Annotated in this window: 32 protein-coding genes and 2 pseudogenes; 21 read left to right on the plus strand and 13 right to left on the minus strand. The window is 50.9% G+C overall.

Annotation, left to right across the window (positions count from 1 at the left end; translation table 11 throughout):
• Positions 1 to 132 precede the first annotated feature (132 nt).
• The 4 genes from R6H26_RS21950 (at position 133) to R6H26_RS21965 (ending at position 4,210) form a co-directional block, all read left to right on the plus strand.
• The gene (locus R6H26_RS21950) at positions 133 to 1,737 is read left to right on the plus strand and encodes a TolC family protein (RefSeq protein WP_404785554.1); all 1,605 of its coding nucleotides are present in this window, start codon (positions 133 to 135) and stop codon (positions 1,735 to 1,737) included.
• An 85-nt stretch (positions 1,738 to 1,822) separates the two neighbouring features.
• Positions 1,823 to 2,365, plus strand: coding sequence for a 1,2-dihydroxy-3-keto-5-methylthiopentene dioxygenase (locus R6H26_RS21955; protein WP_404785555.1), 543 nt, complete (start codon positions 1,823 to 1,825; stop codon positions 2,363 to 2,365).
• A 43-nt stretch (positions 2,366 to 2,408) separates the two neighbouring features.
• The gene (locus R6H26_RS21960; RefSeq protein ID WP_404785557.1) at positions 2,409 to 3,578 is read left to right on the plus strand and encodes a RuBisCO large subunit C-terminal-like domain-containing protein; all 1,170 of its coding nucleotides are present in this window, start codon (positions 2,409 to 2,411) and stop codon (positions 3,576 to 3,578) included.
• Complete coding sequence (locus R6H26_RS21965; RefSeq protein WP_404785559.1) at positions 3,575 to 4,210, plus strand: HAD-IB family phosphatase; 636 nt, start codon at positions 3,575 to 3,577, stop codon at positions 4,208 to 4,210. Before R6H26_RS21960 ends, R6H26_RS21965 begins: the two co-directional genes overlap by 4 nt.
• A gap of 51 nt (positions 4,211 to 4,261) precedes the next feature.
• Here the strand turns inward: R6H26_RS21965 and R6H26_RS21970 are convergent, their stop codons facing one another.
• The 5 genes from R6H26_RS21970 to R6H26_RS21990 all read right to left on the minus strand — a co-directional run bounded on the left by R6H26_RS21970 (position 4,262) and on the right by R6H26_RS21990 (position 6,376).
• Complete coding sequence (locus R6H26_RS21970) at positions 4,262 to 4,603, minus strand: hypothetical protein (protein WP_404785560.1); 342 nt, start codon at positions 4,601 to 4,603, stop codon at positions 4,262 to 4,264.
• 87 nt (positions 4,604 to 4,690) lie between these two features.
• A complete protein-coding gene (locus tag R6H26_RS21975; RefSeq protein WP_404791406.1) occupies positions 4,691 to 5,083 on the minus strand; it encodes a PIN domain-containing protein in 393 nt (130 codons plus the stop codon).
• Positions 5,077 to 5,469 (minus strand): pentapeptide repeat-containing protein, encoded by a 393-nt coding sequence (locus tag R6H26_RS21980; RefSeq protein WP_404785562.1) that lies wholly within the window; start codon positions 5,467 to 5,469, stop codon positions 5,077 to 5,079. Before R6H26_RS21980 ends, R6H26_RS21975 begins: the two co-directional genes overlap by 7 nt.
• 140 nt (positions 5,470 to 5,609) lie before the next feature.
• Entirely contained in the window at positions 5,610 to 5,972 is a 363-nt protein-coding gene (locus R6H26_RS21985) for a type II toxin-antitoxin system VapC family toxin (RefSeq protein ID WP_404785564.1), read from the minus strand.
• A gap of 98 nt (positions 5,973 to 6,070) precedes the next feature.
• The gene (locus R6H26_RS21990; protein ID WP_404785566.1) at positions 6,071 to 6,376 is read right to left on the minus strand and encodes a hypothetical protein; all 306 of its coding nucleotides are present in this window, start codon (positions 6,374 to 6,376) and stop codon (positions 6,071 to 6,073) included.
• A 94-nt stretch (positions 6,377 to 6,470) separates the two neighbouring features.
• Here R6H26_RS21990 and R6H26_RS21995 point away from each other — a divergent pair.
• Together R6H26_RS21995 and R6H26_RS22000 are read left to right on the plus strand one after the other, a co-directional pair.
• Positions 6,471 to 6,599 (plus strand): annotated as a pseudogene (locus tag R6H26_RS21995) (TRCF domain-containing protein); the annotation flags it as partial.
• Between the two features lie 56 nt (positions 6,600 to 6,655).
• Positions 6,656 to 6,847, plus strand: a pseudogene (locus R6H26_RS22000) (Uma2 family endonuclease); the annotation flags it as partial.
• Positions 6,848 to 6,880: 33 nt separating this feature from the next.
• On the opposite strand, the gene R6H26_RS22005 reads toward R6H26_RS22000, so the two are convergent.
• The gene (locus tag R6H26_RS22005; RefSeq protein ID WP_404783167.1) at positions 6,881 to 8,107 is read right to left on the minus strand and encodes an RNA-guided endonuclease InsQ/TnpB family protein; all 1,227 of its coding nucleotides are present in this window, start codon (positions 8,105 to 8,107) and stop codon (positions 6,881 to 6,883) included.
• Positions 8,108 to 8,153: 46 nt separating this feature from the next.
• Here R6H26_RS22005 and R6H26_RS22010 point away from each other — a divergent pair, with 46 nt between their 5' ends.
• The 7 genes from R6H26_RS22010 (at position 8,154) to R6H26_RS22040 (ending at position 11,961) form a co-directional block, all read left to right on the plus strand.
• A complete protein-coding gene (locus R6H26_RS22010; RefSeq protein ID WP_404785567.1) occupies positions 8,154 to 8,498 on the plus strand; it encodes a Uma2 family endonuclease in 345 nt (114 codons plus the stop codon).
• A gap of 91 nt (positions 8,499 to 8,589) precedes the next feature.
• Positions 8,590 to 8,865, plus strand: a complete 276-nt coding sequence (locus tag R6H26_RS22015; RefSeq protein ID WP_404785569.1) for a hypothetical protein — start codon at positions 8,590 to 8,592, stop codon at positions 8,863 to 8,865.
• Positions 8,866 to 9,094: 229 nt separating this feature from the next.
• The gene (locus R6H26_RS22020) at positions 9,095 to 10,360 is read left to right on the plus strand and encodes a zinc ribbon domain-containing protein (protein ID WP_404785571.1); all 1,266 of its coding nucleotides are present in this window, start codon (positions 9,095 to 9,097) and stop codon (positions 10,358 to 10,360) included.
• A 147-nt stretch (positions 10,361 to 10,507) separates the two neighbouring features.
• On the plus strand, positions 10,508 to 10,645 hold the full coding sequence (locus R6H26_RS22025) for a nicotinate phosphoribosyltransferase (RefSeq protein WP_404785573.1): 138 nt from the start codon (positions 10,508 to 10,510) through the stop codon (positions 10,643 to 10,645).
• Positions 10,646 to 10,902: 257 nt separating this feature from the next.
• The gene (locus R6H26_RS22030) at positions 10,903 to 11,259 is read left to right on the plus strand and encodes a HesB/IscA family protein (protein WP_404785575.1); all 357 of its coding nucleotides are present in this window, start codon (positions 10,903 to 10,905) and stop codon (positions 11,257 to 11,259) included.
• 14 nt (positions 11,260 to 11,273) lie between these two features.
• Positions 11,274 to 11,693: a tetratricopeptide repeat protein gene (locus tag R6H26_RS22035; protein WP_404785577.1), complete on the plus strand. Its 420-nt coding sequence runs from the start codon at positions 11,274 to 11,276 to the stop codon at positions 11,691 to 11,693.
• A gap of 13 nt (positions 11,694 to 11,706) precedes the next feature.
• A complete protein-coding gene (locus R6H26_RS22040) occupies positions 11,707 to 11,961 on the plus strand; it encodes a hypothetical protein (protein ID WP_404785578.1) in 255 nt (84 codons plus the stop codon).
• Positions 11,962 to 12,005: 44 nt separating this feature from the next.
• Here R6H26_RS22040 and R6H26_RS22045 read toward each other — a convergent pair whose 3' ends face one another.
• Positions 12,006 to 12,305 carry a hypothetical protein gene (locus tag R6H26_RS22045; protein ID WP_404785580.1) on the minus strand — a complete coding sequence of 100 codons (300 nt, stop codon included), beginning with the start codon at positions 12,303 to 12,305 and terminating at the stop codon, positions 12,006 to 12,008.
• A 256-nt stretch (positions 12,306 to 12,561) separates the two neighbouring features.
• Between R6H26_RS22045 and R6H26_RS22050 the strand changes: the two genes are divergently transcribed.
• The 3 genes from R6H26_RS22050 to R6H26_RS22060 are packed head-to-tail and all read left to right on the plus strand — an operon-like array spanning position 12,562 to position 14,877.
• The gene (locus tag R6H26_RS22050; RefSeq protein ID WP_404785582.1) at positions 12,562 to 13,482 is read left to right on the plus strand and encodes an alpha/beta fold hydrolase; all 921 of its coding nucleotides are present in this window, start codon (positions 12,562 to 12,564) and stop codon (positions 13,480 to 13,482) included.
• A 43-nt stretch (positions 13,483 to 13,525) separates the two neighbouring features.
• Positions 13,526 to 14,407 carry an alpha/beta hydrolase gene (locus R6H26_RS22055; protein ID WP_404785584.1) on the plus strand — a complete coding sequence of 294 codons (882 nt, stop codon included), beginning with the start codon at positions 13,526 to 13,528 and terminating at the stop codon, positions 14,405 to 14,407.
• A complete protein-coding gene (locus R6H26_RS22060) occupies positions 14,404 to 14,877 on the plus strand; it encodes a TspO/MBR family protein (RefSeq protein WP_404785586.1) in 474 nt (157 codons plus the stop codon). Before R6H26_RS22055 ends, R6H26_RS22060 begins: the two co-directional genes overlap by 4 nt.
• A gap of 234 nt (positions 14,878 to 15,111) precedes the next feature.
• Here R6H26_RS22060 and R6H26_RS22065 read toward each other — a convergent pair whose 3' ends face one another.
• The gene (locus tag R6H26_RS22065) at positions 15,112 to 15,747 is read right to left on the minus strand and encodes a hypothetical protein (RefSeq protein ID WP_404785587.1); all 636 of its coding nucleotides are present in this window, start codon (positions 15,745 to 15,747) and stop codon (positions 15,112 to 15,114) included.
• A 122-nt stretch (positions 15,748 to 15,869) separates the two neighbouring features.
• On the opposite strand from R6H26_RS22065, the gene R6H26_RS22070 reads away from it, so the two are divergent.
• Positions 15,870 to 16,259 (plus strand): hypothetical protein, encoded by a 390-nt coding sequence (locus R6H26_RS22070; RefSeq protein ID WP_404785588.1) that lies wholly within the window; start codon positions 15,870 to 15,872, stop codon positions 16,257 to 16,259.
• A 151-nt stretch (positions 16,260 to 16,410) separates the two neighbouring features.
• Positions 16,411 to 17,031: an ATP phosphoribosyltransferase gene (hisG, locus tag R6H26_RS22075; RefSeq protein WP_404785590.1), complete on the plus strand. Its 621-nt coding sequence runs from the start codon at positions 16,411 to 16,413 to the stop codon at positions 17,029 to 17,031.
• A gap of 3 nt (positions 17,032 to 17,034) precedes the next feature.
• Here the strand turns inward: hisG and R6H26_RS22080 are convergent, their stop codons facing one another.
• The 5 genes from R6H26_RS22080 to R6H26_RS22100 all read right to left on the minus strand — a co-directional run bounded on the left by R6H26_RS22080 (position 17,035) and on the right by R6H26_RS22100 (position 21,118).
• Entirely contained in the window at positions 17,035 to 17,706 is a 672-nt protein-coding gene (locus R6H26_RS22080; RefSeq protein ID WP_404785592.1) for an energy-coupling factor ABC transporter ATP-binding protein, read from the minus strand.
• Positions 17,707 to 17,714: 8 nt separating this feature from the next.
• Positions 17,715 to 17,972 (minus strand): hypothetical protein, encoded by a 258-nt coding sequence (locus R6H26_RS22085; RefSeq protein WP_404785594.1) that lies wholly within the window; start codon positions 17,970 to 17,972, stop codon positions 17,715 to 17,717.
• Between the two features lie 152 nt (positions 17,973 to 18,124).
• Positions 18,125 to 20,428: a glycosyltransferase gene (locus R6H26_RS22090; protein WP_404785596.1), complete on the minus strand. Its 2,304-nt coding sequence runs from the start codon at positions 20,426 to 20,428 to the stop codon at positions 18,125 to 18,127.
• Positions 20,429 to 20,567: 139 nt separating this feature from the next.
• Positions 20,568 to 20,777, minus strand: coding sequence for a hypothetical protein (locus R6H26_RS22095; RefSeq protein ID WP_404785598.1), 210 nt, complete (start codon positions 20,775 to 20,777; stop codon positions 20,568 to 20,570).
• Positions 20,778 to 20,788: 11 nt separating this feature from the next.
• Entirely contained in the window at positions 20,789 to 21,118 is a 330-nt protein-coding gene (locus R6H26_RS22100; RefSeq protein WP_404785599.1) for a hypothetical protein, read from the minus strand.
• 259 nt (positions 21,119 to 21,377) lie between these two features.
• On the opposite strand from R6H26_RS22100, the gene R6H26_RS22105 reads away from it, so the two are divergent.
• The 3 genes from R6H26_RS22105 (at position 21,378) to R6H26_RS22115 (ending at position 22,932) form a co-directional block, all read left to right on the plus strand.
• Positions 21,378 to 21,617, plus strand: a complete 240-nt coding sequence (locus R6H26_RS22105; RefSeq protein WP_404785601.1) for a hypothetical protein — start codon at positions 21,378 to 21,380, stop codon at positions 21,615 to 21,617.
• 114 nt (positions 21,618 to 21,731) lie between these two features.
• Positions 21,732 to 22,394 carry a cob(I)yrinic acid a,c-diamide adenosyltransferase gene (gene cobO, locus R6H26_RS22110; RefSeq protein WP_404785602.1) on the plus strand — a complete coding sequence of 221 codons (663 nt, stop codon included), beginning with the start codon at positions 21,732 to 21,734 and terminating at the stop codon, positions 22,392 to 22,394.
• Positions 22,395 to 22,407: 13 nt separating this feature from the next.
• Positions 22,408 to 22,932, plus strand: coding sequence for a DUF2085 domain-containing protein (locus tag R6H26_RS22115; protein WP_404785604.1), 525 nt, complete (start codon positions 22,408 to 22,410; stop codon positions 22,930 to 22,932).
• Positions 22,933 to 23,108 lie beyond the last annotated feature (176 nt).

The raw sequence follows: 23,108 nt of genomic DNA on the forward strand, positions 1-23,108 counted from the left end.
GATGCCGACTAGTATAGATAAGTTGCAAAAGATAAGTTGCGAACGTCTCCGCTTTGCAATGGTGCATTAGGATGCCGCTTTCGCCCGGCCTACCGCTATAGCCGCATACTGTCGAACGTTGGGAGAATTTCTGTGTCTTCTGTATTACACGGTATCGATCGAGCCGCTTCGCAAACGCCTCAAGCATCGAACGCAGCAAGGCGTTCGCGCCACTGTCGGGCGTGGATCTGTCTGGCGGCGATCGCCGCAGCACCGCTCTCCGGGACAATGTCAGCGTTCGGTCAGCCCCCAGCGCCCCCTCCCGTCACCTGCGACCCCAACGCTCCCCTGCCGCAGATCGAGCGTCCCAGCGCGCCGACGTCTAAGGATTTGGGTTCGCTGCCCCCACCCGGCGGAACGAGCGGCAAGGCCGCAGATCTGAGCGCCCTCACCCCGCCTTCTAGCTCCCTTCAGGTGCCGAGCAAGCCAGAAGACGTCGCGATTAAGACCACTCAGTCTATTACCCTAGATCAGGCCATCGATCTAGTCCAGCGTCGCAACCGAGATCTTCAAATTGCCGCGCTTCAAGTCGAGCAGCAGCGCTTTGCCCTCAGACAAGCTCGGGCTTCAATCTACCCAACGGTCAGTACCAATGCGGGGATTACTCGCACGGATTCGGCCCAGTCTGCCATTACGGCCAAGCAATTGGGATTGCCCAACCGCCCCAATGCCAGCAATAACTTCAATGGCAGCGTCCAGCTCAATTACGACGTATTCACGTCCGGCCAACGCTCGGCGAGCATCCGTTCTGCGGAAGCCGCGCTGAGAAGTTCGGAGAAGGCCTATCAAACCCAGCTCCGTCAGGTGCGCTTGGATGTTGCCAACGATTACTACGATTTACAGCAGGCTGACGAGTCGATCAAAATCGCGCAGCAAGCCGTTGAAAATGCGGAAGAAAACCTGCGCGTCGCCCAAGCAAGAGAAACGGCGGGATTGGGGACTCGCTTCGACGTGCTTCAAGCTCAAGTGCTTTTGGCCGATCGCAGGCAACAGCTCATCCAAGCCCAAAATCAACAGCAGGTCAGCCGCCGTCAGTTGGCTCAGCGGCTTACCTTCCCGGAGACAGTTACGGTGGTTTCTGCCGATCCCGTCGCGATCGTCGGGGAATGGCCGCTGTCCCTAGAAGACAGCATCGTGCAAGCGCTTCGAACTCGCTCGGAGCTGGCTCAGGTTCTAGATCAGCGCGACATCGCGCTCCAAAACCGCAGGGTGGCGTTGGGAAGCCTGGGTCCGCAGCTTACCTTTAACGCGAATGTCGCGCTCGCGGACGATTTGGCGGACAATAACCTGGGGGCCTACGGCTACGGAGTCGGCGCGGAAGCCAGCAAGACGATCTTTGATGGGGGTGCAGCCAAGGCGATCGCCACCCAACAACAGCTCAATGCGTCTATTGCCGAAACTCAGTTTGGGAGCTTTAAGAACGTCATTCGGTTTCAGGTCGAGCAAAACTATTACACCCTCCAAGCCAGTCGGGAGCGCATCGGCACGACCCGTTGCGCCATCGAGCAGGCGGAGCAGGGCTTAAATTTGGCGAGGCTGAGGCGCGACTTTGGGGTTGGGACCAGCTTAGAAGTGAGCAACGCCACCACCGATCTAGCTCAGGCCAGAAACAACTATCTCTCTGCGATCGTGTCTTACAATCGCGCCCTGTCTGCCCTGCGGCGATTTGTAGACCTACCAGCCGCCCCTCAACCCTAGCGCCCCCGTCCCCCTTAGAGGGCAGGCTCGCGCGTCGGTTCAATTCGTTAAACTAGATTACTGGGTCGTCATTGGGAGAAATACTGTGGCAATTTTAAGGCTTGAAACCGGGCGACAGCTTGACGATCTCGTCAGTATCGGCGAATCTCTCGCGCCTTTGAACGTTCGGCTCGATCGATGGCCTGTGGGTCGAGATGCTGCCACCCATCAGCTTTTGGCGCAGCCGAGTTTAGATGAAGCACAAAAAGAGGTTTTATTGCGATCGCTAGACCATTACTTTGAGTCCTTAGAGAACTATCAGTCGCGGGATGCGATCGTCCTCAACCCCGAAACGCCAAATCTCGATGGGTTGCTGGAAAAGTTTAGCCGCCCCCACATCCACGCAGACGACGAAGTGCGCTACATCGTAGATGGCGAGGGGGTTTTTGGTTTTGTGTGCCCCGACGGAACGCAGATGGAGCTGACCGTCCAACCAGAGGAGTACATTAACGTCCTAGCAGGCACGGAACATTGGTTTCACCTGACGCCGTTGCGCCGCATTAAGGCGATACGCTACTTTATCGATACATCAGGCTGGACGCCAGAATATACGGGAACGGCGATTCGGATGCAGGCCGTCGCCGTATAAACCCATGCCCAAAAAACACGCTTAAAAAACATGCCCAAAAAACATGCCCATTGAAGTCGAGTATCGCTTCCCAGTCGGGGTAGATGCCCAGAAGCAAGCTCAGGTCATTGCCTTGGGACAGACCGTGGGCACCTGGGATGCATCTTTTGCCCATCGCGAATCTTCCTTCCTGGCTCACAAGGCCGAAGTGGTGGAGGTTCGAACGAGCGATTCGGACGGATCCTCCCTAGCCACCATACGTTTTCCAGCGAGCAACGTAGAGGGCGATATTGCCTCTCTGCTGACGATGATTTTTGGGAAGTACTCGATGGCAGGACCAGCCAAGGTGATGGCGATTCGGCTGCCCGAAGGGTACGGCCAGCATCCGAAGTTTGGCATTACCGGAATGCGATCGCTGCTCGACACTCCCTCTCGCCCTCTGGTCATGGCGATCTACAAACCTGCTTTGGGGCTATCCGCTGCCGATCACGCCCAGATCCTCAGTCAGGTTGCCAGGGCGGGGCTAGACATCATTAAAGACGATGAAATTATGGGCAATCTGGCTGTTGCCCCTACGCTAGAGCGATTGAAAGCCTGTCGCCCGGTCATTGAAGCAGCGCAGCAGCAGAATGGGCGATCGCTCCTTTACGCCGTCAACGTCACGGGCAGGGCCGATCGGCTCTTGACCCAGGCGAGACAATTGGTTGCAGCGGGAGCCAATGCGCTCCTGCTCAACGTGCTGTCCTACGGGTTTTCTGTTTTAGAGGCACTAGCGGCGGATCCAGAAATTTCCGTGCCGATTTTTGCCCATCCGGCGTTGGCGGGGGCCTGGTGCGGCGCGCCAGACCACGGGTTTAGCTATTCGGCTGTGCTTGGCACTCTATTCTCCTATGCCGGAGCCGATGCGGTGCTTTATCCGGCCCACTATGGCAGTTTGCCGTTTGAAGCTGAAGAGGAGTTTCGGATTCGGGATGCGCTGAGAAGCCGCAATGGGTTTCCGGTGCCGTCGGCGGGGATTCATCCGGGGGTGGTTCCCAAGGCGATCGCCGACTACGGCCAAGACGTCATCCTCAACGCGGGTACAGGCATCATGGATCACCCCGACGGCCCCGCCGCAGGCGTGAGGGCGTTTTTTGAAGCGCTAGATGCCGCCGAGCCGGGTCAATCCTTCGAGCTTTCGCAAGTGCCTGAAGGTCCGCTCCGTCGCGCGCTTGAAAAGTGGGGGACGCCGTGATTTTAGAGCGGATCGTTTTCTGCGACTTTGACGGCACGATTACGGCCCGAGAAACCTTTGTGGCGGTTCTCAAGCGGTTTGCACCGGAACTGGCAGCAGCGCTGATTCCTAAAATGTATGCGTTAGAGCTGACGCTGCGGGAAGGGGTCCAGCAACTGCTAGAGTCGATGCCGTCCTCGGCTTACGCTGAGATTATTGAATTTGCTGCATCTCAGCCCCTGCGGGCCGGACTGCCGGAATTTCTGGATTTTTTAGACGATCGAGCCGTCCCTTTTGTAGTCATTACGGGGGGACTCCAAGGCATAGTTGAAGCTGCTATCCCCGCTTTACTGCCGCAAATCCATGCAGTACACGGTGTGGAAATTAATGCGGAAGGGCCTTATTTGCAGGTGCGTTCTCCAGCGTTGGGGGACTCCGAGCTGGTTTCTAAAGTAGATATCATGCAGCGCTATCCAGCCCGGCAAACGATCGCGGTCGGCGATTCGGTAACGGATTTGAAGATGGCTTTAGCGGGGGATGTGGTGTTTGCTCGCGATCGCCTGGCTGAATATTTGGGCGATCGGGATGTCCCTTACTACCCGTGGCATGATTTTCACGATGTTCGGGAGACATTGGCAACGCTCTGGCAATAGCACCTCATTGATTCTGGATCGTCTAACCGCTAAGTTTGTAATCTCTAACTTTCAATCATTTATTAGCTTTTGAAGATTCTCCTCCGAAACTTCGATCGTGAATGTTCCACCGTTTTGAAGCGGTTGCCATCCTTCTTCAATTGCTTGACGTATCCACCTTGTAACTTCAGATGGACTAACTGTTTCTTTAAGAAAAATTCCCCATCCTTGTGGACGAGGTTTATCTGTCAAAATCATTAAAGTGCTGTGCGATCGCTCAGCATGTTCCACTGCAATATTGATGCAACTGGACAGTTCAGTCCGCTGACTGTAGGTCGCTTTTCTACGAATCAGCCAGCGAAAAGGTTTTCCATCAACGACAATTCTTCTCGATCCAGTTTTGAGTAATGACATTTTACTTGGCTACATAATTCATTATTAAGTTCCTATAAAATAATATTCCCCTATGCTTTGCTTTGGGTTTAAGAAGATTTCCGGGGCTTATTGGGGTACCTGAACTTTAGAGGCAATTACAGAACCGAGCCTAGTAAAATGTTTTGGATTTAGCGTCAGCAAAACGTCAGCCTGAGATTTGAGAGTTGCTTGGGCAATCAAAGCATCAAAAATGCCGCCACCAGGGATTTGGTGCCGCACCATAGCGTTAATAGCCTCAGTGTAGTCTTCAGCAGTAAGCGGGATGCACTCGAAAGTTTGCAAGTTATCGCGGATTAGGTTTTGGGCAAGAGCAGGAGAGATCTGGGTTTGAGGAATGCGCGTTAGTGCAGAATAGAGTTCTGCCAAAGTATGGGTGGAGATGAGTCCTTGGATTTGCTGAGACTGTGCTTCTAGAAGCTGGGGTAAACAGACCTTATGAGAACTGTGCCCAGTCAGAATGGCAGCAACGAGAAGATAACCTTAGTTCCATCTGGAAGAATGGTGTTGCGAAGGATAGCACCCTTAATTCTAGGATTGTCAATACCTCCAGGTAGTTCGATCATGGCCTGACTCAAATCAACATCAGTCAGATTAGCTTGAGTAAGATCGAACTCATAACCGATAATGGTACCAGCGAAAGTAGCTCCGCTGAGGTTGGTTTCGGACAAGCTACACGATTCAAGAATGGTGTAGCTAAGATCAGCCATCGTCAAATTAGCTCCGTACAAGACTCCATTAGATATGCAAGCATGGCTGAGATTAGCATGGCTAAAATCGAGCGTTATGGAATCGCAAAAATCTTGACGCTCGATCGACGCGACTTTAGGCTCTTCCGTCCTCAGCATTGTCAAGCTTTTGAACTGTTGCCCTAGCAGTTGGAAGTCGTTTTAGAACAAGTTCGCAATCCTCAGAACCCTCATGGAAAAACTCGTAGAGAATTTGTCGGAACACCTGCGATCGCCCTTGTTCCAAAACGGCGATCGTATTAGGGATGCCAATTTGGATTATCGACAAGGAGATTTTCAGCCTGAGCAATCGCAAGCAAACGGTCATCTGCGGTCAAAAAGTGGAACGAGGCACGGCTAGGAAACTTAATCTCATTTCGAATACTCAACGCCGCAGCCAGTTGAACCGCATCGTAAGCTCGAAGCGGATGCATTTTGACCAGTTGCCCCGCCAGCTCAATAATCGTTTTATCGATTGCAGCCGTAAAATACTGAACATCCCAATGGTCGCGAAACGCCATCAAAATTTGATTCGCATGAACGTCACTAACGCTGCCTTCTCTTTGACGACGAGCAACTGCACTACAAACTTCAACCCAGGTAACGTGTGCAACAAATAACAAATTTTAATTTTGCGGATCGGTAATAGACTGAACCCAATCTGTCCCGACCTCAGAAAAGTAGCGCTTTGCTTAAGCTCTGCTGTCTAAAAAATAGACATTTACCATTCACCTCGATCCTCAATTACCGTCTCTGACAACGGCTTGCCAGAAAATTTTATATTGCGGGTCATCTCTCGAAAATCTGCTTCTGAAATAGAGGCAACATTTTGAGAATGGCATGGTGGAATAATCCTACCCGAAGCTATCAGCGGTTGCAGAATGTCGTCATTCGCAACATCGAGCTGGATTGGATTTTGAGGCATAGCTGTCTGGAGACTTGCAAATCTTTCGCTCAGAAGATTTTGTTCTTCTAATGACAACGATGAGATAACCTGCATGAGTGATTCAACGAGCTGCATATTCATCGGTTTTACCCTTAGTTCAAACCATTCTGAGTTTATTCTAGAACGACGACTGACGGAATTCCGTATTGACTTAGTGCGTTACCCGCTCAGATGAGGTCAGGCCATCCCCCAAGTAGACGACACCCAAATCGACCTCAGCCTTACGGCCTTTATCCCCTTAGACTACATCCCCGACCTCGACCAAAAGATGAGTGCTTACCGTGCGGTAGCTTCTGCTAATTCCAAGCGCCTATGATGGAAGAAATGCGATAGCTGCACCAAGAGTGCGCTCCTTGAACCATGCAAACCGCAGCAGTCAAACCGCAATACACTCCGGCTGAATACCTGGCCTTAGAAGATCGGGCCGAATTTAGAAGCGAATATCATGATGGCGAAATCATCCCGATGGCAGGCGGCTCCTTTCCCCAAAGCGAAATTGTCACTAACCTTTGTAGCATCAAGTCTGCTTTACAAAGCAAAGGCTATCGGCTTTATTCCAGCGATGTTCGCGTATGGATTTGTGAATTACCCGACGTTCACCTGAGTACAGGTAGAACGCGGGCTTCCCAGCTCAACCGCAACAGCCTCGACAGTAGTGGATTTGCGTCCATACCGCTTTGGTCTTACATCGCGTCCTTGGGCAGTAGCGCTGATTCCCAACGCCAAGATCCGTAAGCCTTCATTTCTGATATTGATGGCTGCATTCACATCTCGGTCATGACGCTCATGACAATAAGGGCATTCAAACGACCGAACAGACAAATCCATCTTTGGAACTGGCAGCAACGTCAAATGACACAAGTGTGACGATGGGAAAAATCGCCCAATCTCTAGGTAGATTTTTCCGTCAAATTCAGCCTTGTATTTGAGCATGGTACAAAATGTCGCCCAACCTGCATCGCTGATTGCTTTAGCAAGATTGTGATTTTGGACCATATTTTTGACTGCCAGGTTTTCTACAACAATAACTTGGTTCTCGTTCACTGTCTTACGGGACAGCTTGTGTAGAAAATCAGCGCGCACTCTCGCAATTTTAGAATGCACTTTTGCCACTGCAAGTTTTGCTTTGCGCCGCTTGTTCGTGGTTTTATCCTTTTTACGGGATAGTTTGCGCTGTTTACGTTTTAAGTTGCGCTCATGTTTTTGCAGATGCCTGGGATTCTGATATTTTGAGCCGTCTGATGTGACAGCAAAATCAATTAACCCCAAATCAATCCCAATCGCCTTCCCTTCACTACTGGGTTCTGGCTTTTCAATGCCATCCTCAACCAATAGAGAAGCGTAATAGCGACCATCTGGCATTCTGGATATCGTCACCGTTCTCAGCTTCCCGGAAACATCGCGATGCACCTTAGCCTTTACAGTCCCTAGATTTCCAGGAAACTTAATTTCAGTTTGGCTGAGCACTTTGACATTTGCGGGATATTGCAGGGATTGACGATCAAACTTACTTTTGAAGGTTGGGTATTGGGCTCGACCATCAAAGAAGTTGATGAATGCCTGAGACAAATTCAAAACGGATTGCTGAAGACATTGAGAATAACAAGTTTTCAACCAATCATGCTCAGCCTTCCACAACGGAATTTGTTTCTTCATGTCAAAGGCAGAAACCCCTTTCCCCGTCTCTTTATAGGTCAAGGATATGACTGCAAGAGACTGGTTCCAGACCCAACGAACACACCCAAAGGCTTGAGCCAAATGAGCTTGCTGTGCATCTGTGGGATAAAGCCTGATCTTCACTGCTTTCAACATATTCACATATTATCACACTCATTAAATTGCGATAATATAAAAATAAGTGATTTTGCGAGACATTATTTGTTCGTCTCGGCACTGTTACCTTCTCTCGCCTCCGGCATTGCTCAGGCAACGTACCTCGACTCACGCGTCTCTCATCCCGTCGCTCGCCTGGATACAGGTAGAGCGCGGGGCTTCCCGCCTACAAGCTAAATATTGTAAGTTTACTTATCCTGACATGATGGTTATTCAGGGTCAACCTGTCTCTTATGAAAATAGAACCGATACTCTTATTAACCCACGGCTTATTTTTGAGGTATTGTTTAAGTCAACTGAAGAGTATGACCAAGGCGATAAGTTTAATACCAAATCTACTTGCTGTGGCTACACATCAAGATCCCCCTAAATCCCCCTTAGAAAGGGGGACTATGAGTAGATTCCCCCCTTTTTCTTGGCGTAGCCGCTCTGAAAGAGCTAGGGGGGCTAGGGGGGATCAGATGTGTAGCGTGATTTTGCAAAATTGGTATAAGTTCTATCGCTCCATTTCTGACTTGCAAGAATACGTTCTGATTAACCAATACGAGCTTGAGATTCAGCACTATGCCAAATCTGGCGGCGGTTTCTGGATTTATCGCGCCTATGAAGCCGCAGAGGATGCGATCGCGCTGACCTCTATCGAAACAGAAATAACCGTTGCCGATATCTACGCGGGAGTGTCCTTCAAACCTGCACTTTCGACTGCAAACAGGATAGAAAGTGAAAACAAGGGATAGGATATCGCGATCGTAACTCTGCTCTAACTGGTTCAGATTCTTGTATCGGATTGCTCTGTGCTTAGATTTTTGAGATGAATCGCGATCGCTAACGCCCGATGCTGAAAACGCGATCGCCTTCGCCCCAGAACGGCGATCGCTTACTCTCCTGTCTGCATTTAAAGTATAGAAAGGAGGAACGAGGGCAACTATACTCAACTTAAATCGCGCTAATAGCATCAAGGATAATATGTTTTCACTTGTTAGAAGATTGTTTCGCCAGTTAATTCATAGGTCTACGCATATCAATCATGAATCAATCAACAAAGCTAGCATCATAATTTTAATTTTAATAGATGTCTTTGTTCTCTTTAATGTTTTTGGCGGTCTTGAAAATATTGGTCAATTAATTCTCTCCCCTCAAGAAGAATTCCCTTGCTTCTCATCTCGAGAGACCTATCAAAACTCTAAACAGAAAGGAACTTTCGACTTCGATGCAAAAACCATTGAAAATTTAATCGATACTAAAGATCGATCGTTCCCACATGTAGAGTCAGAAAGCTCTAAACGAATCGGAAAAATTTCTATCCTTTGCGAAACTGAAATTCGTTTGATTAAAGAAATTAATACTACTAACAATATCAAACTAAAAACCGAGATTAACCAAGACAGAACTGCAATCTCTAACCTAAATCAAGAAATTGAGACGCTTCGGAGACAGTACGATTCGACATTGCTCGAAAAAATTGCGGGTCAATCTCCTCAGGACTCTATCAATAAAGCGTCTGCCGATCGTGTCAAGGCTAAAATCGACGAAATAGACGCTAAAATTTCTGTTAAGAAGCAAGAAATTGTTGAAGTTCAAAAAAAGCTAGTTCGGCAGCCTTATTCTGAGGCTTATCTAAAGCTCCTCAATGACACCACTAAATACAAGCAAGTCAAAGAAGCCTATAGTTCAGCTCGGTTTTGGTATCCCAACAAGCAGTTATTTTTACAAACTCTATTCCTGTTGCCTCTCATTATTATCGCCTATTTCGTTAACTTGTCAGCCACGAAGAGAAATAAAGCAGTACTTGCTCTGATTAGCTGGCATCTTCTGCTCATTTTTTGTATTCCTTTACTCGTCAAATTCTTTGAATTCATTCAATTTGGGAACCTCTTAGGCTTCGCGATCGAGCAGGTGACGATCCTTTTGGGTGGCCTGAAATTTATTGCCAATTACCTCCTCATCCTCCTCGTTCCTCTGGCGGGCTTTGGACTGATTAAGTTTTTGCAAAAATTTGTATTTAATCCAAAAGTGCAGGCTAGGGCTAGGATTCAAAATGCTCGTTGTATTAATTGCAGCTTCAAACTAGCTAGAGGCGATGAATTTTGTCCGTCCTGTGGCTTCAACCAATTGATGGACTGTCCTAATTGCAGTCGAAAAACCTATAAGTTCACTCGCTTCTGCAAGCATTGCGGCCATAGCTTGGAACAGATCTCTAGTCTAAAAGCCGATCGACGCCAAGACGGGTAAGTAAGCACTCCTGCTGGAATAACGTTGCGTTACGTTGTATAAAAGAAAATCAATTTTTAGAAACCTCAGATTGGCCGCGCGAATTTCTCCATAGAATGAAAGTGTAAAGCGGCAGATGGCGCACTCGATCTGTATAGGAGAATGACTATGACACTTCTAAAATCCTTAGTTGACAGTCTGCGATTCATCCTTGAAGGTGTGACAAAAAACTTTGCTCCCAATGAAGAGCAGTACCCAGCTACTGGAGTAGTGCCCTACACCGGAGAGCCGTACCACGCGAAGTAGTTATTCTCGGTTGTTTTTACAAGGTTCGTCGCTCGTGGGTTTTAGGGACTCTGCCAGCGTCTGGATGTATGTCTTGCCGACCTGTCCGCCGTAGAGTTGGATCGGGCGATCGCAAAGGGCACTGCATCTCGTCAAGCGGGCGGGTAGTCTTTGGGACCCATAAAATTTTAGAAAGCTTCGCAACTGTCAATGTTGAGAAGTCCAGCCTACAATAGGGTTTAGATGGACAGCACACGCGAAGGGAGTTGAAACCCGCTATGACCGAAGCCACCCAAACCCAACAAAAGGGCATTCTAATGTCCGACTCCGCCCTCCAGCACGTGCTAGAGCTACGCGCAAAACACGGTAAAGATTTGTGCTTGCGCGTTGGCGTCAGGGGCGGCGGTTGCTCTGGAATGTCCTACACGATGGACTTCGAAGATCCCAGCAACATCCAGCCTACCGATGAAATATTTGATTACGAAGGGTTCAAAGTTATCTCCGATCCCAAGAGCTTGCTGTATATTTATGGGTTGATGCTCGATTACAGCGACGCACTGATTGGCGGCGGGTTTAAGTTTACCAACCCGAATGCCGCTCAAACTTGCGGCTGCGGCACTTCGTTCTCTACGTAATGACTCAGTAACTCATGACTACGACTACCGTTGAAGAGCTGTTCCAGCAAGGGCTCGACCGCTACAGTGCTGGCGAAGCGCCTCAGGTGCTGATTCCCGTGTTTAAGGAAGTGTGCGATCGCGCCCAGCGCAACAGCCCCGCTCTAACCTGTTTGGCTTGGCTTTACCTGTTAGACGGCAAGCCTGCCTTAGCGCTCAAAGCAGCTCAAAAGGCAGTCAAGCTGAACCCGCAAGACCCTCAAGCTCGCATTAACCTGGTTATGGCGATGCTGGATACCGCGCAGAAAGGCGTGCGGCCACACATTGAAATTATTCAGCAGCTTTTGATGGTGCCAGAGCTGCGAGAAGAAGTCGATAAAAGTTTTGCCGATGGCCTCGAGCGCAACCCTGAGTGGGCTAGCTTGCTCAAAGTCAAAGCTTGGTTAGATTCGTAGACCGACCGCGCAAATGATGCAAAAACTTTTGGACGGGTTAAATACCGTATTGGTAATCAATACCTTCGTCGTGTTGGGTAGCTTTGCTTGGCTGGCGATCGCTGTTATAGGCCGGAGCGCCGGACTGTCTCTGGGACTAGACCTGTGGTACAAACTTTGGGAACCTGTTTTTACCCCAGCACTCGGCATCCTGATGGGTGGCGCCCTGTTGAGCGGACTCATCAGTCAAATTACGAAGCGGTGGCCTCAACGGGCTAAGTCAGGCTAGGAACCAAAGCGCGGTGAGGCGAGGAGCGGAGTCCTGCGAGGGGGCTACTTGAGGTTTAACTCATCTTCCTCATCGGCCCAGTCGTTCCAATCCTCTTCTAGGTCATCGTAGTCTTCTAAGACGGGATCGTATAGGAATGCATCTTGAGCTTCTTTAAGGCTGAGCCACTGACCCGAGTCTCTAACAGCAGCAGGAGGCGAATCGAAACGAGCGTAAAACCAAGGGGGGGAGGTTGGCTGGGTGAGCGTCGCTTTAATGCGATAGACCTCTAGGCGTGGATTGTTCCGATCTACAGGAATTTCTATCCAAACCTGCTGGCCGATCAGATCGTTTGGGGATAGCATGTCAGCACCTCCTCATAATGCAGACGTTTTGTGTTGGGTTGGGCAAAGCCGATACTTCACTTAAGCAACACTTAACTTAATCTTACTCAACTTAAGGGGACGTCTTCAAAAACCTATCAAATTTTTTAAGTTTAGGTATTTACACTAATCTTGTCACCTGCTTTATCCTGAAAAGGTACTTCTACAGAGAGATTTCCGCTATATCCCTGAGTTAGAGAATCTTTTATAGCCTTTTTAGAGCAAAACGAGAATTACTATGCAGCTTGATGCCATCGCTCCTCAGATCGGTACATCGTCTTATTGGGAATGGAAGGGATGGCGCATCCACTACGTGAAGGCCGGAACGACTGGGCCAAATCTAGTCTTGATTCACGGTTTTGGGGCCTCGACAGATCACTGGCGCAAGAATATCGAGGCTTTGTCCGATCGCTATTGCGTTTGGGCGGTAGATTTGTTGGGTTTCGGGCGATCGCAGAAGCCTAAAATCGTCTACAGTGCGGACCTTTGGCGCGACCAACTGCGAGATTTTTGCGCGCAGCTGGTGCAGGCTCCAGTCTTTATTGCTGGCAATTCCTTGGGCGGGTATGCGGCGCTGTGCTTTGCTGCGGATTGTCCGGAATGGACTCAGGGGCTCATCCTATTGAACTGCGCTGGGCCTTTTTCCGAAGATACTGCTGTCCATCGTCCAGCCTGGCAGCAGGCCGTAGGCGATTTGACTCGCAACTTATTCAAGCTGCCGGGGGTTATCGAAGTTGTCAGTTTTGTGTTGTTTATGCGGACCCGGAACCGCGATCGCATTCGCGAAATTTTGCTGAAGGTCTATAAGGACCCTACTGCCGTGACCGATCGGCTCATCGACGATATTTATCGACCGGCTTTCGATGAAGGAGCACTGGACGTATTTGCGGCAGTTTTCAAGCAGCCCCCCGGACGCAAGCTCGACGAGCTCCTCCGGTCTTTGAAGCGCCCTCTACTGCTCCTTTGGGGCGAGGCCGATCCGTGGATGACGCCTACTAAGGCTCGGCGTTTCCAGCAGTTTTATCCCGAAGCAGCTTTGGAATGGGTCGATGCAGGACACTGCCCGCACGACGAGCGGCCTGAGGCGGTCAATGCGGCGATCGACGATTGGATTGGGAAGACAATGGAGGGCAGTTCCGTTTCGGTCAGTTCGAATTAGGTCAAATTCTCGCTGCGTTCTTGCTTTGGAGCGCTGACCCGTTATGTCTCACTGGCAAACTTGGATAATGGGGCATTGGTCTTGGCAGCGCATCCTCAGGCTGCCCCTCATCGCCTATGGCACGATCGCCCTCTATGCCTACTTCTTCGGCGATCGCCAGCTTTTCCAGCCCCAGCCTGCCAGCTACCGCGACACCCCAGACATCCTCAAACTCGCAACGCCCACCGGGGAAACGATTTCAGCACTGTATCTCACGCATCCCGCCGCCCAGTACACGCTCCTCTACAGCCACGGTAATGCCCACGATCTCGGGGATATCCGCTCTATTCTTGCAGAACTGCGCGCCCTTCAGTTCGACGTTCTGGCCTACGACTATCGCGGCTACGGGACTAGCCAGGGCAAACCCTCGGAAGCCAATGCTTACCAAGATATTCAAACTGCCTACAATTTTTTGACAGAACGGAAGCAGGTGAGGGGCGATCGCATTATCTTGTTGGGCCAGTCCATTGGCAGCGGTCCTTCGGTGTACCTCGCCACTCAGAAGCCCATTGCCGGACTGATCGTCCAAAGCGGGTTTGTCAGCGCTTTTCGGGTTGCCGTGCCCTTTCCGCTATTGCCCTTCGATAAATTTCCAAACCGCGATCGTTTGCCTCAGGTTCGCGCGCCAGTTTTAATTGTCCATGGCACGCACGATCGGCTCATTCCTTTTTGGCACGCGAGAGAGCTTTATAAAGCAGCAAATCAGCCTAAAACTTTAATCCCCATCCAAGGTGCAGGCCATAACGATCTCTATGAGATGGGCGATCGCCAGTATCTTGAAGCAATTCAAACCTTTGGTCGATCTCTAATTGCTCCTTTGAGTATGGGCATCGATCGTCAATGCCCCTATGCTGAGGATTGCAAATCTATGGAGGAATCGCGATGATTCCGGCTTGGTTGGTCATTGGCGGAGTTGCCCTTCTCGTCGCGCTTGCCATCAATCTTCTTCTGAGAGGCGACCTAAAGTGGTTCTTTCAACTCCGGCGTCCGCGCTGGCTTACCTTTGAGCGAGCGATTCCAGTTATCTGGACGGTCATTTTCGTTTGCGGCGGGTGGTCTGCTTACATCGTTTGGGTTGCCGAACCCGGCACATCTCAGACTTGGGGCCTAATGGCGGGTTACTTGCTGTTAGAGATCGTGACCTTACTCTACACCCCGATTATGTGTAACTTCCACAGCCTCAAGATTGGGGCGGCCATTGGTGCGACGGGATTTTTCGTCTGCCTGATTTTGAGCTTGCTGGTTTTGCCTGTATCTGGCTGGGCGGTCGCGTTGCTGCTACCGTATCTCCTCTGGAGTCCGATTGGAACGTTTGTGACTTGGAAAATGATTCCGCTCAATCCCGGTGCTGCATAAAGAAATAGTCTACGCTTGACTCAACATTTGATTAACTGAGATCTTGCACCAGTTGTACCAACCGCCAGGAATTTATTTCAGGCGATGTCGAGCAGCACGATTAAGAATGGTGCAAGATTTGAGTTAAGTCCAATCTCGCGTACAACGCTGTGAGATCTCATAGCCTTGTTACCCTATAATTCTGTCCGTAGTATTGTTTCAATAAGGCCGAATTAGTAGAAGTGACTTGAATTTCTAGAACAAAAGATCGTCATCACATTCAGGCTTATCTGGTGCAATGTATATTACTGACGAAGGATTCTGTGCGAGTGATGCAGGCAATTTCTCCTGAGGAGCTGATTCTTTATCCAAAATAGGCTCTGAAATTGATGCAATTTTCTGAGAAGAATCGATAGAACGCCCATCAGAGGAAGGCGAGTACTTAACGGGTGGAGGTAGTGGAGGCTCATCAAGCTCCATGACTCGTCCGTCTGGGAAAATAACCTTATTTCCCTCTCGACGAGGAGGTCCAAAATCAGTAACTGTTCCATCTGGAGCCGTTACCTTTTTACCCTTAAATTTGAACTTACCTAGTCCTTCCATTTCAACTTCGCCTTCATCGGAAGAAATACGCTTAACTTTTGCTTTTACTTTCTTCACCTTGCCATCTTTATCTTCAAGCTCAACTTCTTTCGTTTCACTTGTAGGTTGATTGGAATTCAACTTTTGAGAAATCTTTACATCCGAATCAGTGATTTGGTCTTTATGTTGTGGTTTCATTGCTTTAGCTAAACAAGCAGGTTGACTTTTTTGACTAAAAGAGGTTTCTGAAATACTCAATAGCGATGAGCCTAACAGAACAAAAAAAACATTTCTCAGAAGTTTAATCATAATCTTCAATGCTTTTGCCTAAGGAAAAATATGAATTTTGTCCGCGATTAATATTTGGTGGGAGGTTGCCTCATTGAACCCGACAAAACTGCCATTCATTCTTTAAGAGAATCAAGAAAGTTATGGACTTGATTTATAAAGGTTTGCATAGATCCGAGTTTGCCAGGCTAGAACTTTGTGATAGAGAGACGGAAGATTTTCCAACCATTAGTTCAAACATGACAAATGAGGAGTTAAGGGCTGTTTTTGGAGAGCGAGGAATCGTTGTTGCTCCGCAAAATGATGTTGATGTAGACATTGAGGTTTACGAAGGCTCGCAAACACCTTCTGAAACCACTTTTGTAAAAAGCGGTCAAATTACGATCGGCAATCGAGGGATAGCAATTGGTAATGCACCAGATTATGATGAAGTTCCCTGGCCTGCTGGAACAACTCAGGTTTCTGTCTACATGGATAATGTCCTCTTTGGCTGGGCACGTAAGGTTGTCTTTACTTTAGAACACCAAGATTAAAAAGTCTCATAGGAACGTTTGAGACTTGCTCAGTTCGGGTGCTGCCTGAAGGGACGTTAAATTCTGCGGGGTTCAGATCGAGATCGATGGGTTGCGGGCGTCGGGTTCTGGCACAATTGAAACCGTAGAACCTTCGACCTAAGGCTGCTCCATGTTAACGGTTGCTTTGCCCAAGGGCGCATTACTCAAAGACAGTATTCGCCTGTTCCAAGCTGCGGGCTTGGACTTTAGCGCTTTTTTAGACTCTAGCAATCGTCAGCTTCAGATCCCGGATCCGACGGGTCGCGCTCAGGCACTTTTAGTCAGAACCCAAGACGTTCCCGTTTATGTCGAGTACGGCCAAGCCCAGCTTGGCGTCGCCGGCTACGACGTCCTCAAAGAGAAGCAACCCAAAGTAGCGCAACTGCGGGACCTGAGCTTTGGATTTTGCCGAATGTCCGTAGCAGTGCCCGACAGTAGCCCCTATCGCTCAGCCGCTGAACTGCCGCCCTACAGTCGGGTCGCGTCTAAGTTTGTGAACTGCGCGCGGGAATATTTCGATCGGCTCGATATTCCAGTCGAAATTATTCCGCTTTACGGCTCGGTCGAGCTCGGTCCGATTACGGGCATGTCAGAGGCTATTGTAGATTTGGTCTCGACGGGGCGGACCCTAAAGGAAAATGGCCTGGTGGAACTAGAGGTTTTGTACGAAAGTACGGCCCGCCTGATTGCCCATCCCCTCAGCTATCGGCTGAATACGGATGGGGTACAGGACTGGGTAGGGCGGCTGTAGCTTTTATCCGCCCAGAGAAGGCTGAAGGCGCTGCTTCAGCAGATCCGGCGGACCAGATTGGGCGACTTGACCCTGCTCTAACAAAATTGCGCCATTGCAGTAGGTCAGTTCTTCAAGGCGATGCGTCACCCACAGCGCCGTCAACCCTCGCTTTTGGACGAGCGCCTTCACGCCCGTCACGAGGTCAAATTGGCTTTCCGGGTCCAGCAGGGAGGTCGGCTCATCCAGCAGCAATACGTTGCAATGACGGGCGATCGCCCCTGCAATGGCGACTCTTTGCTTTTGACCGCCGCTCAGGGCGTAGATTGGGCGGCGGATCAGGTGCAGGAGGTTGACTGCATCCAAGGCTTCCTCGACGCGATCGCGGATTTGAGGGTAGGAAAGATTTTCTTCGACGAGGCCAAAAGCGACATCAGCCCCTACGGTAGGCATCACCAATTGATGGTCGGGATTTTGAAACACAAATCCTACGGGAGCCTTGAGCTGCACCTGACCGGATTGATGCTCCAATAGTCCTGCCAAGACCCGCAGCAGCGTCGATTTGCCGCTGCCGTTGGTGCCCAAGAGCATCCAGAATTCTCCCTCAGGCACCTTCAGCGCGCAGCGTTTCAGAATGGGCTGGCGTTCGTCCCAGCCAAAGCATAAGTCTTGGACTTCAATCCCCCATTGGGTCATGGGCTTTGCTATACTCCAAAGCCAGTAAATCCGCCCTTAGAAGGTCCCCCGCCCTTTTCGGAAACTTGAACCGCCGTAATTTCGCTGACGAGAACGCCAATCTTTTTATCGGTTTCTTTTTCGCAGGTTAGCTCTAGCAGGTTAGGCGCTGTGGTCTTCATCGAGTCCACAATCGTACGGTATAGCGTCTCGGCATCGCTCAGCTCTTTGCGCTGAACGGCTAAGGAAAGGGGCGTGCCCCGCAAAGTCACTTCAACGGTGTACATCGGATCTCCATCAGTGGGTCTGGTTCGGGGTCGGTCGCGGAATGCTCGACCCTCTGAATTTACTGTACCAACGAACTGGCTGTGTCCGCAGCGAACTGTCGATGCGTCGCCGCTCTAGAAATACTAGCTTGCATCCAGTCGGGCGTTACCCCTCACCCTTGGGTCAAGGAAATGGCCCTCACCTGAACGTCCCGGTCGAATAACGCCTTTGGATACAGGAGCGTTCTGAGCAAAATCCAAACCGACTGAACTTCGCCGGGGGTGGTGCGATACTGCCACTGTCCCGGACGGCAAAACAGCATTTCAACCAGGGCTTTTTCTTGAGACAGGGTCAATGGTTCGAAGGAGACCCGCAGCACTGGCAACCCATCCCGGCATCCAATATTCGAGATCTGGGCGCTGAGGGTTAAATCGATTTCTAAAATGCAGAGCTCGACTGGAACGTCGTCCGTCTCCGGTAGCTCAACGCCTGCTTGGGTGAGGATAATTTCAGCGCCGCCTTCGGAGAGCATGGTGGTGCTGCCCCAGTAGGTGCGATCGCCCACTCGGAGCCGTGCGGTCCGGCGGAGATTAAACCACTCGTAGAGGTCCGGTTTCGGCACGTCCAGCAAAATCAGCAGGGCGATGCCAATCATCAACAAGTTGTACGAACTCCAAACCCACCCCAATCCGACCCCTTTGACGGTTTGGGCTGCTTCGGGAGACACGGTTGCTTGCCATTCGCCCTGAATCATCGAGATACCCAGATTCCGCCACAGGCTGAACGCGGTTGCGACAAACATGACGATCAGAGGCCAGGCCAAACTCCAGTTAAAGCGATAGGAGGAGCGCGCCTGCCCCTTGGGGGTAACGTTAAAGCCGCGACCAAATGGGTTCACCATCACCCGCAATACGGTCAGGGATAAAGGAAATGCCAAAACGAGGCTGTAGATATCCGAAAGCAGGGCAGAACGCGATCGCCCGTTGAGCCAAGCAAAGGTAGAAAATTGCGCGACGGTGTAGGGCACAAAGAAGTAGAGCAATTCATCCATCGTGGCCCGCAGCGGAATCACGCCCAAAAAGGCATAGGCCAAAGGAAACATCAAAAAACCGACCCGCGAAATGCTGGTAAACCAAGTCAGCAGGCCTTCTAGGTGAGCCAGCCGCTGCAGGAGCGTCAGTCCTGGAATGGTAAGGGGGTTGGCATCGATAAAGAACGCTTGGAGCGTGCCGCGCGCCCAGCGCAGTCGCTGGCTGGCATGGTCGGCAATGGTTTCGGCAGCCAATCCCGCACTGAGCTTTTCGTCTAGATAGGCCAGATGATAGCCTTGGGCTGAAAGGCGAATGCCCGTGAAGTAATCCTCGCTGAGGGAATCGGTTACAAAGCCGCCCGCTTCCTTGAGGGCCTGTCGCCGCACTACAAAGGATGTGCCAGAACAAATCACGCTGCCCGCACCGTCGCGGATGGGCTGAACTTGGCGGTAGAACACCTCTTCTTCTGGCGTCAAGACGTCTTCAAGTCCTAGGTTGCGAGCGATGGGATCGGCGTTATAGAAGCTTTGGGGGGTTTGGACCAAGCCCATATCCGGGCGCTGGAAGAAGCCGACGGTGCGTTGCAAAAAGTTTTTGGTCGGTACGAAGTCGGCATCGAAGACCGCAATCAGGTCTCCCGCAGTACGAGCGATCGCCGCATTCAGGTTCCCCGCCTTGGCGTAGCGATTGTCGGGACGGGTGAGGTAGTGACAGCCTAGGCGGCGGGCCAAGTCTGCAACCGCTGGGCGGCGGGTATCGTCCAGGATGTAAATTTCCTTCGAGGGATAATCTAGCGCCTGACATCCTAAAATGGTGCGCTTGAGAATGTTTTCCGGTTCGTCGTAGGTGGGAATCAGCACGTCTACTGCGGGCACAAACGTCCCTTCAATAACGCTCTGGGCTAGATAGTCCGCTTCCTTCCGACGATCGTTGATCCGCAGCATTAAAAATAACTGAAGGGTGCCGCTGCACAGGAGCAGCATTTCCAGCACGAACAACAGGACGCTAAAGGAACCGTTGAGCGGTCGGTCCAGATTGAGCGTCGACAGCGCCCGCCAGGCAACATACCGCAGCGTTAGCGCCAGCAGGATACCCACAACCGCAATCCGCGACCAAGATCGCGGTCGCGGCGACACCCGCATGACTGTCAGGAGCGCCAACAGCAGCATCACGGTAGGCACCAGCAAAAACGTGCCCGTCACCATGGGTACTTCCAGCCACACGGGCGGATGCGCCTGAAGCACCTCTATATGCCTGACAATTTTAGTGATGGTGCCTTCCCCAGCAAACCAGCCCGTTACGATCGCCCCTGCGATTGCTAGAAAGCCAACCATGACTAATGTCGCCCATCGGGGCTGCCAAAGTCCTGGAAACGTCCGATTCGTAGCGGTTAACTTAGATTTCGACAGCATCAGGCGATTGCCCCACCCACCGGAATAACTCAAGAAATCGAATGCCTTCCGGCAATAGGTGTCCGACGAATTTTTTCTGAAATAGTGCCTCAGAATGATTTGTCTTTTCCGATCTGTCTTTTCAAAGCGAGCAAATTGCGCGAATGTCAGCCTATTACTATTCAGCCCGCTACTACCAGTCTTTCGGCAAATTCTCGTCCTCGATCGGCCTTAGACCTTCCATGGCGCTCGGATACAGCGGCTTTCCGCAGCCATAGTCCACCCAAGCGACGGTTGCGGCGCAATGCATGCCAATGCCGCGCACCGTTCCAATTTGGCCGACAAAGACCGAGTCGCACTTAGCGCGATCGCCCGCCCGAAATAGGACCACCGATTCTGCCAAGCCCCCGATTCTCAAACAACCGAGCTGTGGGTCAATTTTAGTTCGGTTTGGACGATCTCCACTTGTTCGTCGGTCAGCCCTGAAAACTCCAGCCAGTCCACGGTATGACGCAGCCCCATAATAAAGACCTCGCCGCGAAGCGGTTCGCCTTTGGGACTGACCGCCACTACTGGCTTTGCCAATGTTTTCTGAAGCTGGACGATGGCGATCTTTGGGTCGCTGAATCGTCGATAGGCGCACTTGTCAGACTGCTGTAATGGCTTGAGCAGTGGCAGGGTTTTGGCTTCGATAATTTCGATGCCCTTTTCTGAACTGATGCGGATGTGCTTCATGTCTGGCATATCTGATTTCCTTATTGACATGATTCCCTCTGGTCAGACGATATCTGACGCGATCGAGTTCGCTGCCCCGCGATCTGCAGCCGCCACCACCACCGTACTGTTGCTGTACGCACGTTGCGAACGGGGAGAGTATCCGCATAAACCCTGAGACGCCGATCTCGACTTTCCGCCAAATTTCCGTATTCGTCCCGTATTGATTTTGCGGTTTCCGTTGAATGATAAATACATCAGCTCAAACAGACAAAAACAGGGAGAGGTTATGTTGAACAGTTTACTTGCCGAAGCTTTAGCCGTAGCCGCTGACAACCTCAACATGACGGCTAGCGTTTTGGAATGCACTAGGGATGCTGCTGTCGATCTTAGCCCTGAAGCCCAGCAACGGCTCAATTTGATTCACATGGGTTTGGCAATGGCGCTCCAGGCCATGAACCACGACGAACTCTGTCAAATCATGGAACAGTCCGATAGCTACATTCCCGCTTGGCTGACTTTGAGTTAGGAAATCGAGACGTTTGCCGCTAGGCAATCTCGCGATCGCCCCACCGCCACAACAGAAGCTCGTCTCAAAACTGCTATATCTTAAAAAGAGACGCAGCTCTTTATTGATGGCTCGATGACTTTCTCCGAAGACAAGACAGGTTCGCTCAATACCTTAGACCCCAAGCAGTACGAGGGCTTGAGCGAAGAACAGTACCGCAAAAAAATGCAGCGGCGCAAAGAAGTGCAGGAGCAGCGCTTAGAAACGCGATCCAATCAAAAAGGTCTCATTATCGTCCACACTGGCAACGGCAAGGGGAAAACCACAGCAGCCCTGGGCATGGTCCTGCGATCGCTCGGCCACGGGCATAAGGTTGCCATCATCCAGTTCATCAAAGGTGGCTGGGAGCCAGCAGAAAAGTCGGTTTTGGGGCAATGGTCCGACCAGCTCCAGTTTCACGCGATGGGAGAAGGGTTTACCTGGGAAACCCAGGATCGCGCGCGCGATATTCTGAAAGCTCGAGCAGCTTGGGATCAAGCGCTAGAGTACATCCAGAACCCAGACTATCGGCTCGTCCTGTTGGATGAAGTCAATATAGCGCTCAAGTTAGAGTATCTTAACCTCGACGAAGTGTTGGCAGGCATCGGTCAAAAGCCAGAGCAGTCCCACGTTATTTTGACCGGGCGCGGCGCTCCCGCTCGGCTTATCGAAGCGGCAGACTTGGTTACGGAAATGACGCTAGTCAAGCATCCTTTCCGGGAACAGGGCATTAAAGCACAAGCAGGCATTGAATTTTGAGGCGAAGGGAACGATGACCGTTTGGCCGAGAATTAAGAAGACCGCCCCACAGCGCCCTCGAAAAAGCGCGATCGCAGACCTCGTACTGATCGCGCTAGTGGGAGGACCGCTGGCAGCCCCGTTTTTAGCGTCCACCTCACTGCCGCTGCTGCCGCTCATCGCCAACATCATCTACTTCATGGGCGATCGCGTTTGTCCCCAGCCCGAGATGGGGTTGGCCCTATCGCCGCCCCACATCATGGCAGTCTGCATGCGCTGCTATGGAACTCTATTGGGGCTGGTGGCGATGCGCTGGCTGATCGGCCGCAGTTCGGGACGCGAAGCGTACTGGTTAAATCAGTACGGTATTGCTGGTTTTTGCCTGACCGTATTGCTCTGCCTGGCTTACCCCGCAGAACTGTGGGCGCAATCCTGGGGCTGGTGGGGCTACGACAATGCGATCGTGACGGGATTTGGTTGGATCGCAGGATTGGGATTGGGCGCTTACATTATGCCCCTCCTGCACCCAAACCCTGCAGGCCGAATCGTTGAAGGCTGACGCTCGGGGACGATTGGCCAAATTTTTGTAACGGCACCCTATGGAAAAGCAGTGGAAGACATTTACCATGCATGAGTGCCCTATTTCTTCTGGAGGAGTCAAGAAAATTCGAGACATTCGATCGAAAAGTTTACCAGGAACATTCTCGAACTGTTTCTCGATTAATTTAAAAGAGG

Origin of the sequence: Altericista sp. CCNU0014 (assembly GCF_044923475.1) — a bacterium.
Classification (GTDB): Bacteria; Cyanobacteriota; Cyanobacteriia; order Thermosynechococcales; family Thermosynechococcaceae; genus JAAURS01.

Bases quoted from the DNA above. Each gene is read 5' to 3' on its own strand.
- R6H26_RS22065 (WP_404785587.1), bottom strand. From the start codon at position 15,747: ATGATTAAACTTCTGAGAAATGTTTTTTTTGTTCTGTTAGGCTCATCG.
- R6H26_RS22005 (WP_404783167.1), bottom strand. From the start codon at position 8,107: ATGTTGAAAGCAGTGAAGATCAGGCTTTATCCCACAGATGCACAGCAA.
- R6H26_RS22025 (WP_404785573.1), top strand. From the start codon at position 10,508: ATGACACTTCTAAAATCCTTAGTTGACAGTCTGCGATTCATCCTTGAA.
- R6H26_RS22085 (WP_404785594.1), bottom strand. From the start codon at position 17,972: ATGTACACCGTTGAAGTGACTTTGCGGGGCACGCCCCTTTCCTTAGCC.
- R6H26_RS22050 (WP_404785582.1), top strand. From the start codon at position 12,562: ATGCAGCTTGATGCCATCGCTCCTCAGATCGGTACATCGTCTTATTGG.
- R6H26_RS21960 (WP_404785557.1), top strand. From the start codon at position 2,409: ATGCCCATTGAAGTCGAGTATCGCTTCCCAGTCGGGGTAGATGCCCAG.
- R6H26_RS22020 (WP_404785571.1), top strand. From the start codon at position 9,095: ATGTTTTCACTTGTTAGAAGATTGTTTCGCCAGTTAATTCATAGGTCT.
- R6H26_RS22115 (WP_404785604.1), top strand. From the start codon at position 22,408: ATGACCGTTTGGCCGAGAATTAAGAAGACCGCCCCACAGCGCCCTCGA.
- R6H26_RS22080 (WP_404785592.1), bottom strand. From the start codon at position 17,706: ATGACCCAATGGGGGATTGAAGTCCAAGACTTATGCTTTGGCTGGGAC.
- R6H26_RS21980 (WP_404785562.1), bottom strand. From the start codon at position 5,469: ATGCTGAGGACGGAAGAGCCTAAAGTCGCGTCGATCGAGCGTCAAGAT.
- R6H26_RS22015 (WP_404785569.1), top strand. From the start codon at position 8,590: ATGTGTAGCGTGATTTTGCAAAATTGGTATAAGTTCTATCGCTCCATT.
- cobO (WP_404785602.1), top strand. From the start codon at position 21,732: ATGACTTTCTCCGAAGACAAGACAGGTTCGCTCAATACCTTAGACCCC.
- hisG (WP_404785590.1), top strand. From the start codon at position 16,411: ATGTTAACGGTTGCTTTGCCCAAGGGCGCATTACTCAAAGACAGTATT.
- R6H26_RS22055 (WP_404785584.1), top strand. From the start codon at position 13,526: ATGTCTCACTGGCAAACTTGGATAATGGGGCATTGGTCTTGGCAGCGC.
- R6H26_RS22045 (WP_404785580.1), bottom strand. From the start codon at position 12,305: ATGCTATCCCCAAACGATCTGATCGGCCAGCAGGTTTGGATAGAAATT.
- R6H26_RS22035 (WP_404785577.1), top strand. From the start codon at position 11,274: ATGACTACGACTACCGTTGAAGAGCTGTTCCAGCAAGGGCTCGACCGC.
- R6H26_RS21970 (WP_404785560.1), bottom strand. From the start codon at position 4,603: ATGTCATTACTCAAAACTGGATCGAGAAGAATTGTCGTTGATGGAAAA.
- R6H26_RS22100 (WP_404785599.1), bottom strand. From the start codon at position 21,118: ATGCCAGACATGAAGCACATCCGCATCAGTTCAGAAAAGGGCATCGAA.
- R6H26_RS22030 (WP_404785575.1), top strand. From the start codon at position 10,903: ATGACCGAAGCCACCCAAACCCAACAAAAGGGCATTCTAATGTCCGAC.
- R6H26_RS22060 (WP_404785586.1), top strand. From the start codon at position 14,404: ATGATTCCGGCTTGGTTGGTCATTGGCGGAGTTGCCCTTCTCGTCGCG.
- R6H26_RS21990 (WP_404785566.1), bottom strand. From the start codon at position 6,376: ATGAATATGCAGCTCGTTGAATCACTCATGCAGGTTATCTCATCGTTG.
- R6H26_RS22105 (WP_404785601.1), top strand. From the start codon at position 21,378: ATGTTGAACAGTTTACTTGCCGAAGCTTTAGCCGTAGCCGCTGACAAC.
- R6H26_RS22070 (WP_404785588.1), top strand. From the start codon at position 15,870: ATGGACTTGATTTATAAAGGTTTGCATAGATCCGAGTTTGCCAGGCTA.
- R6H26_RS22040 (WP_404785578.1), top strand. From the start codon at position 11,707: ATGATGCAAAAACTTTTGGACGGGTTAAATACCGTATTGGTAATCAAT.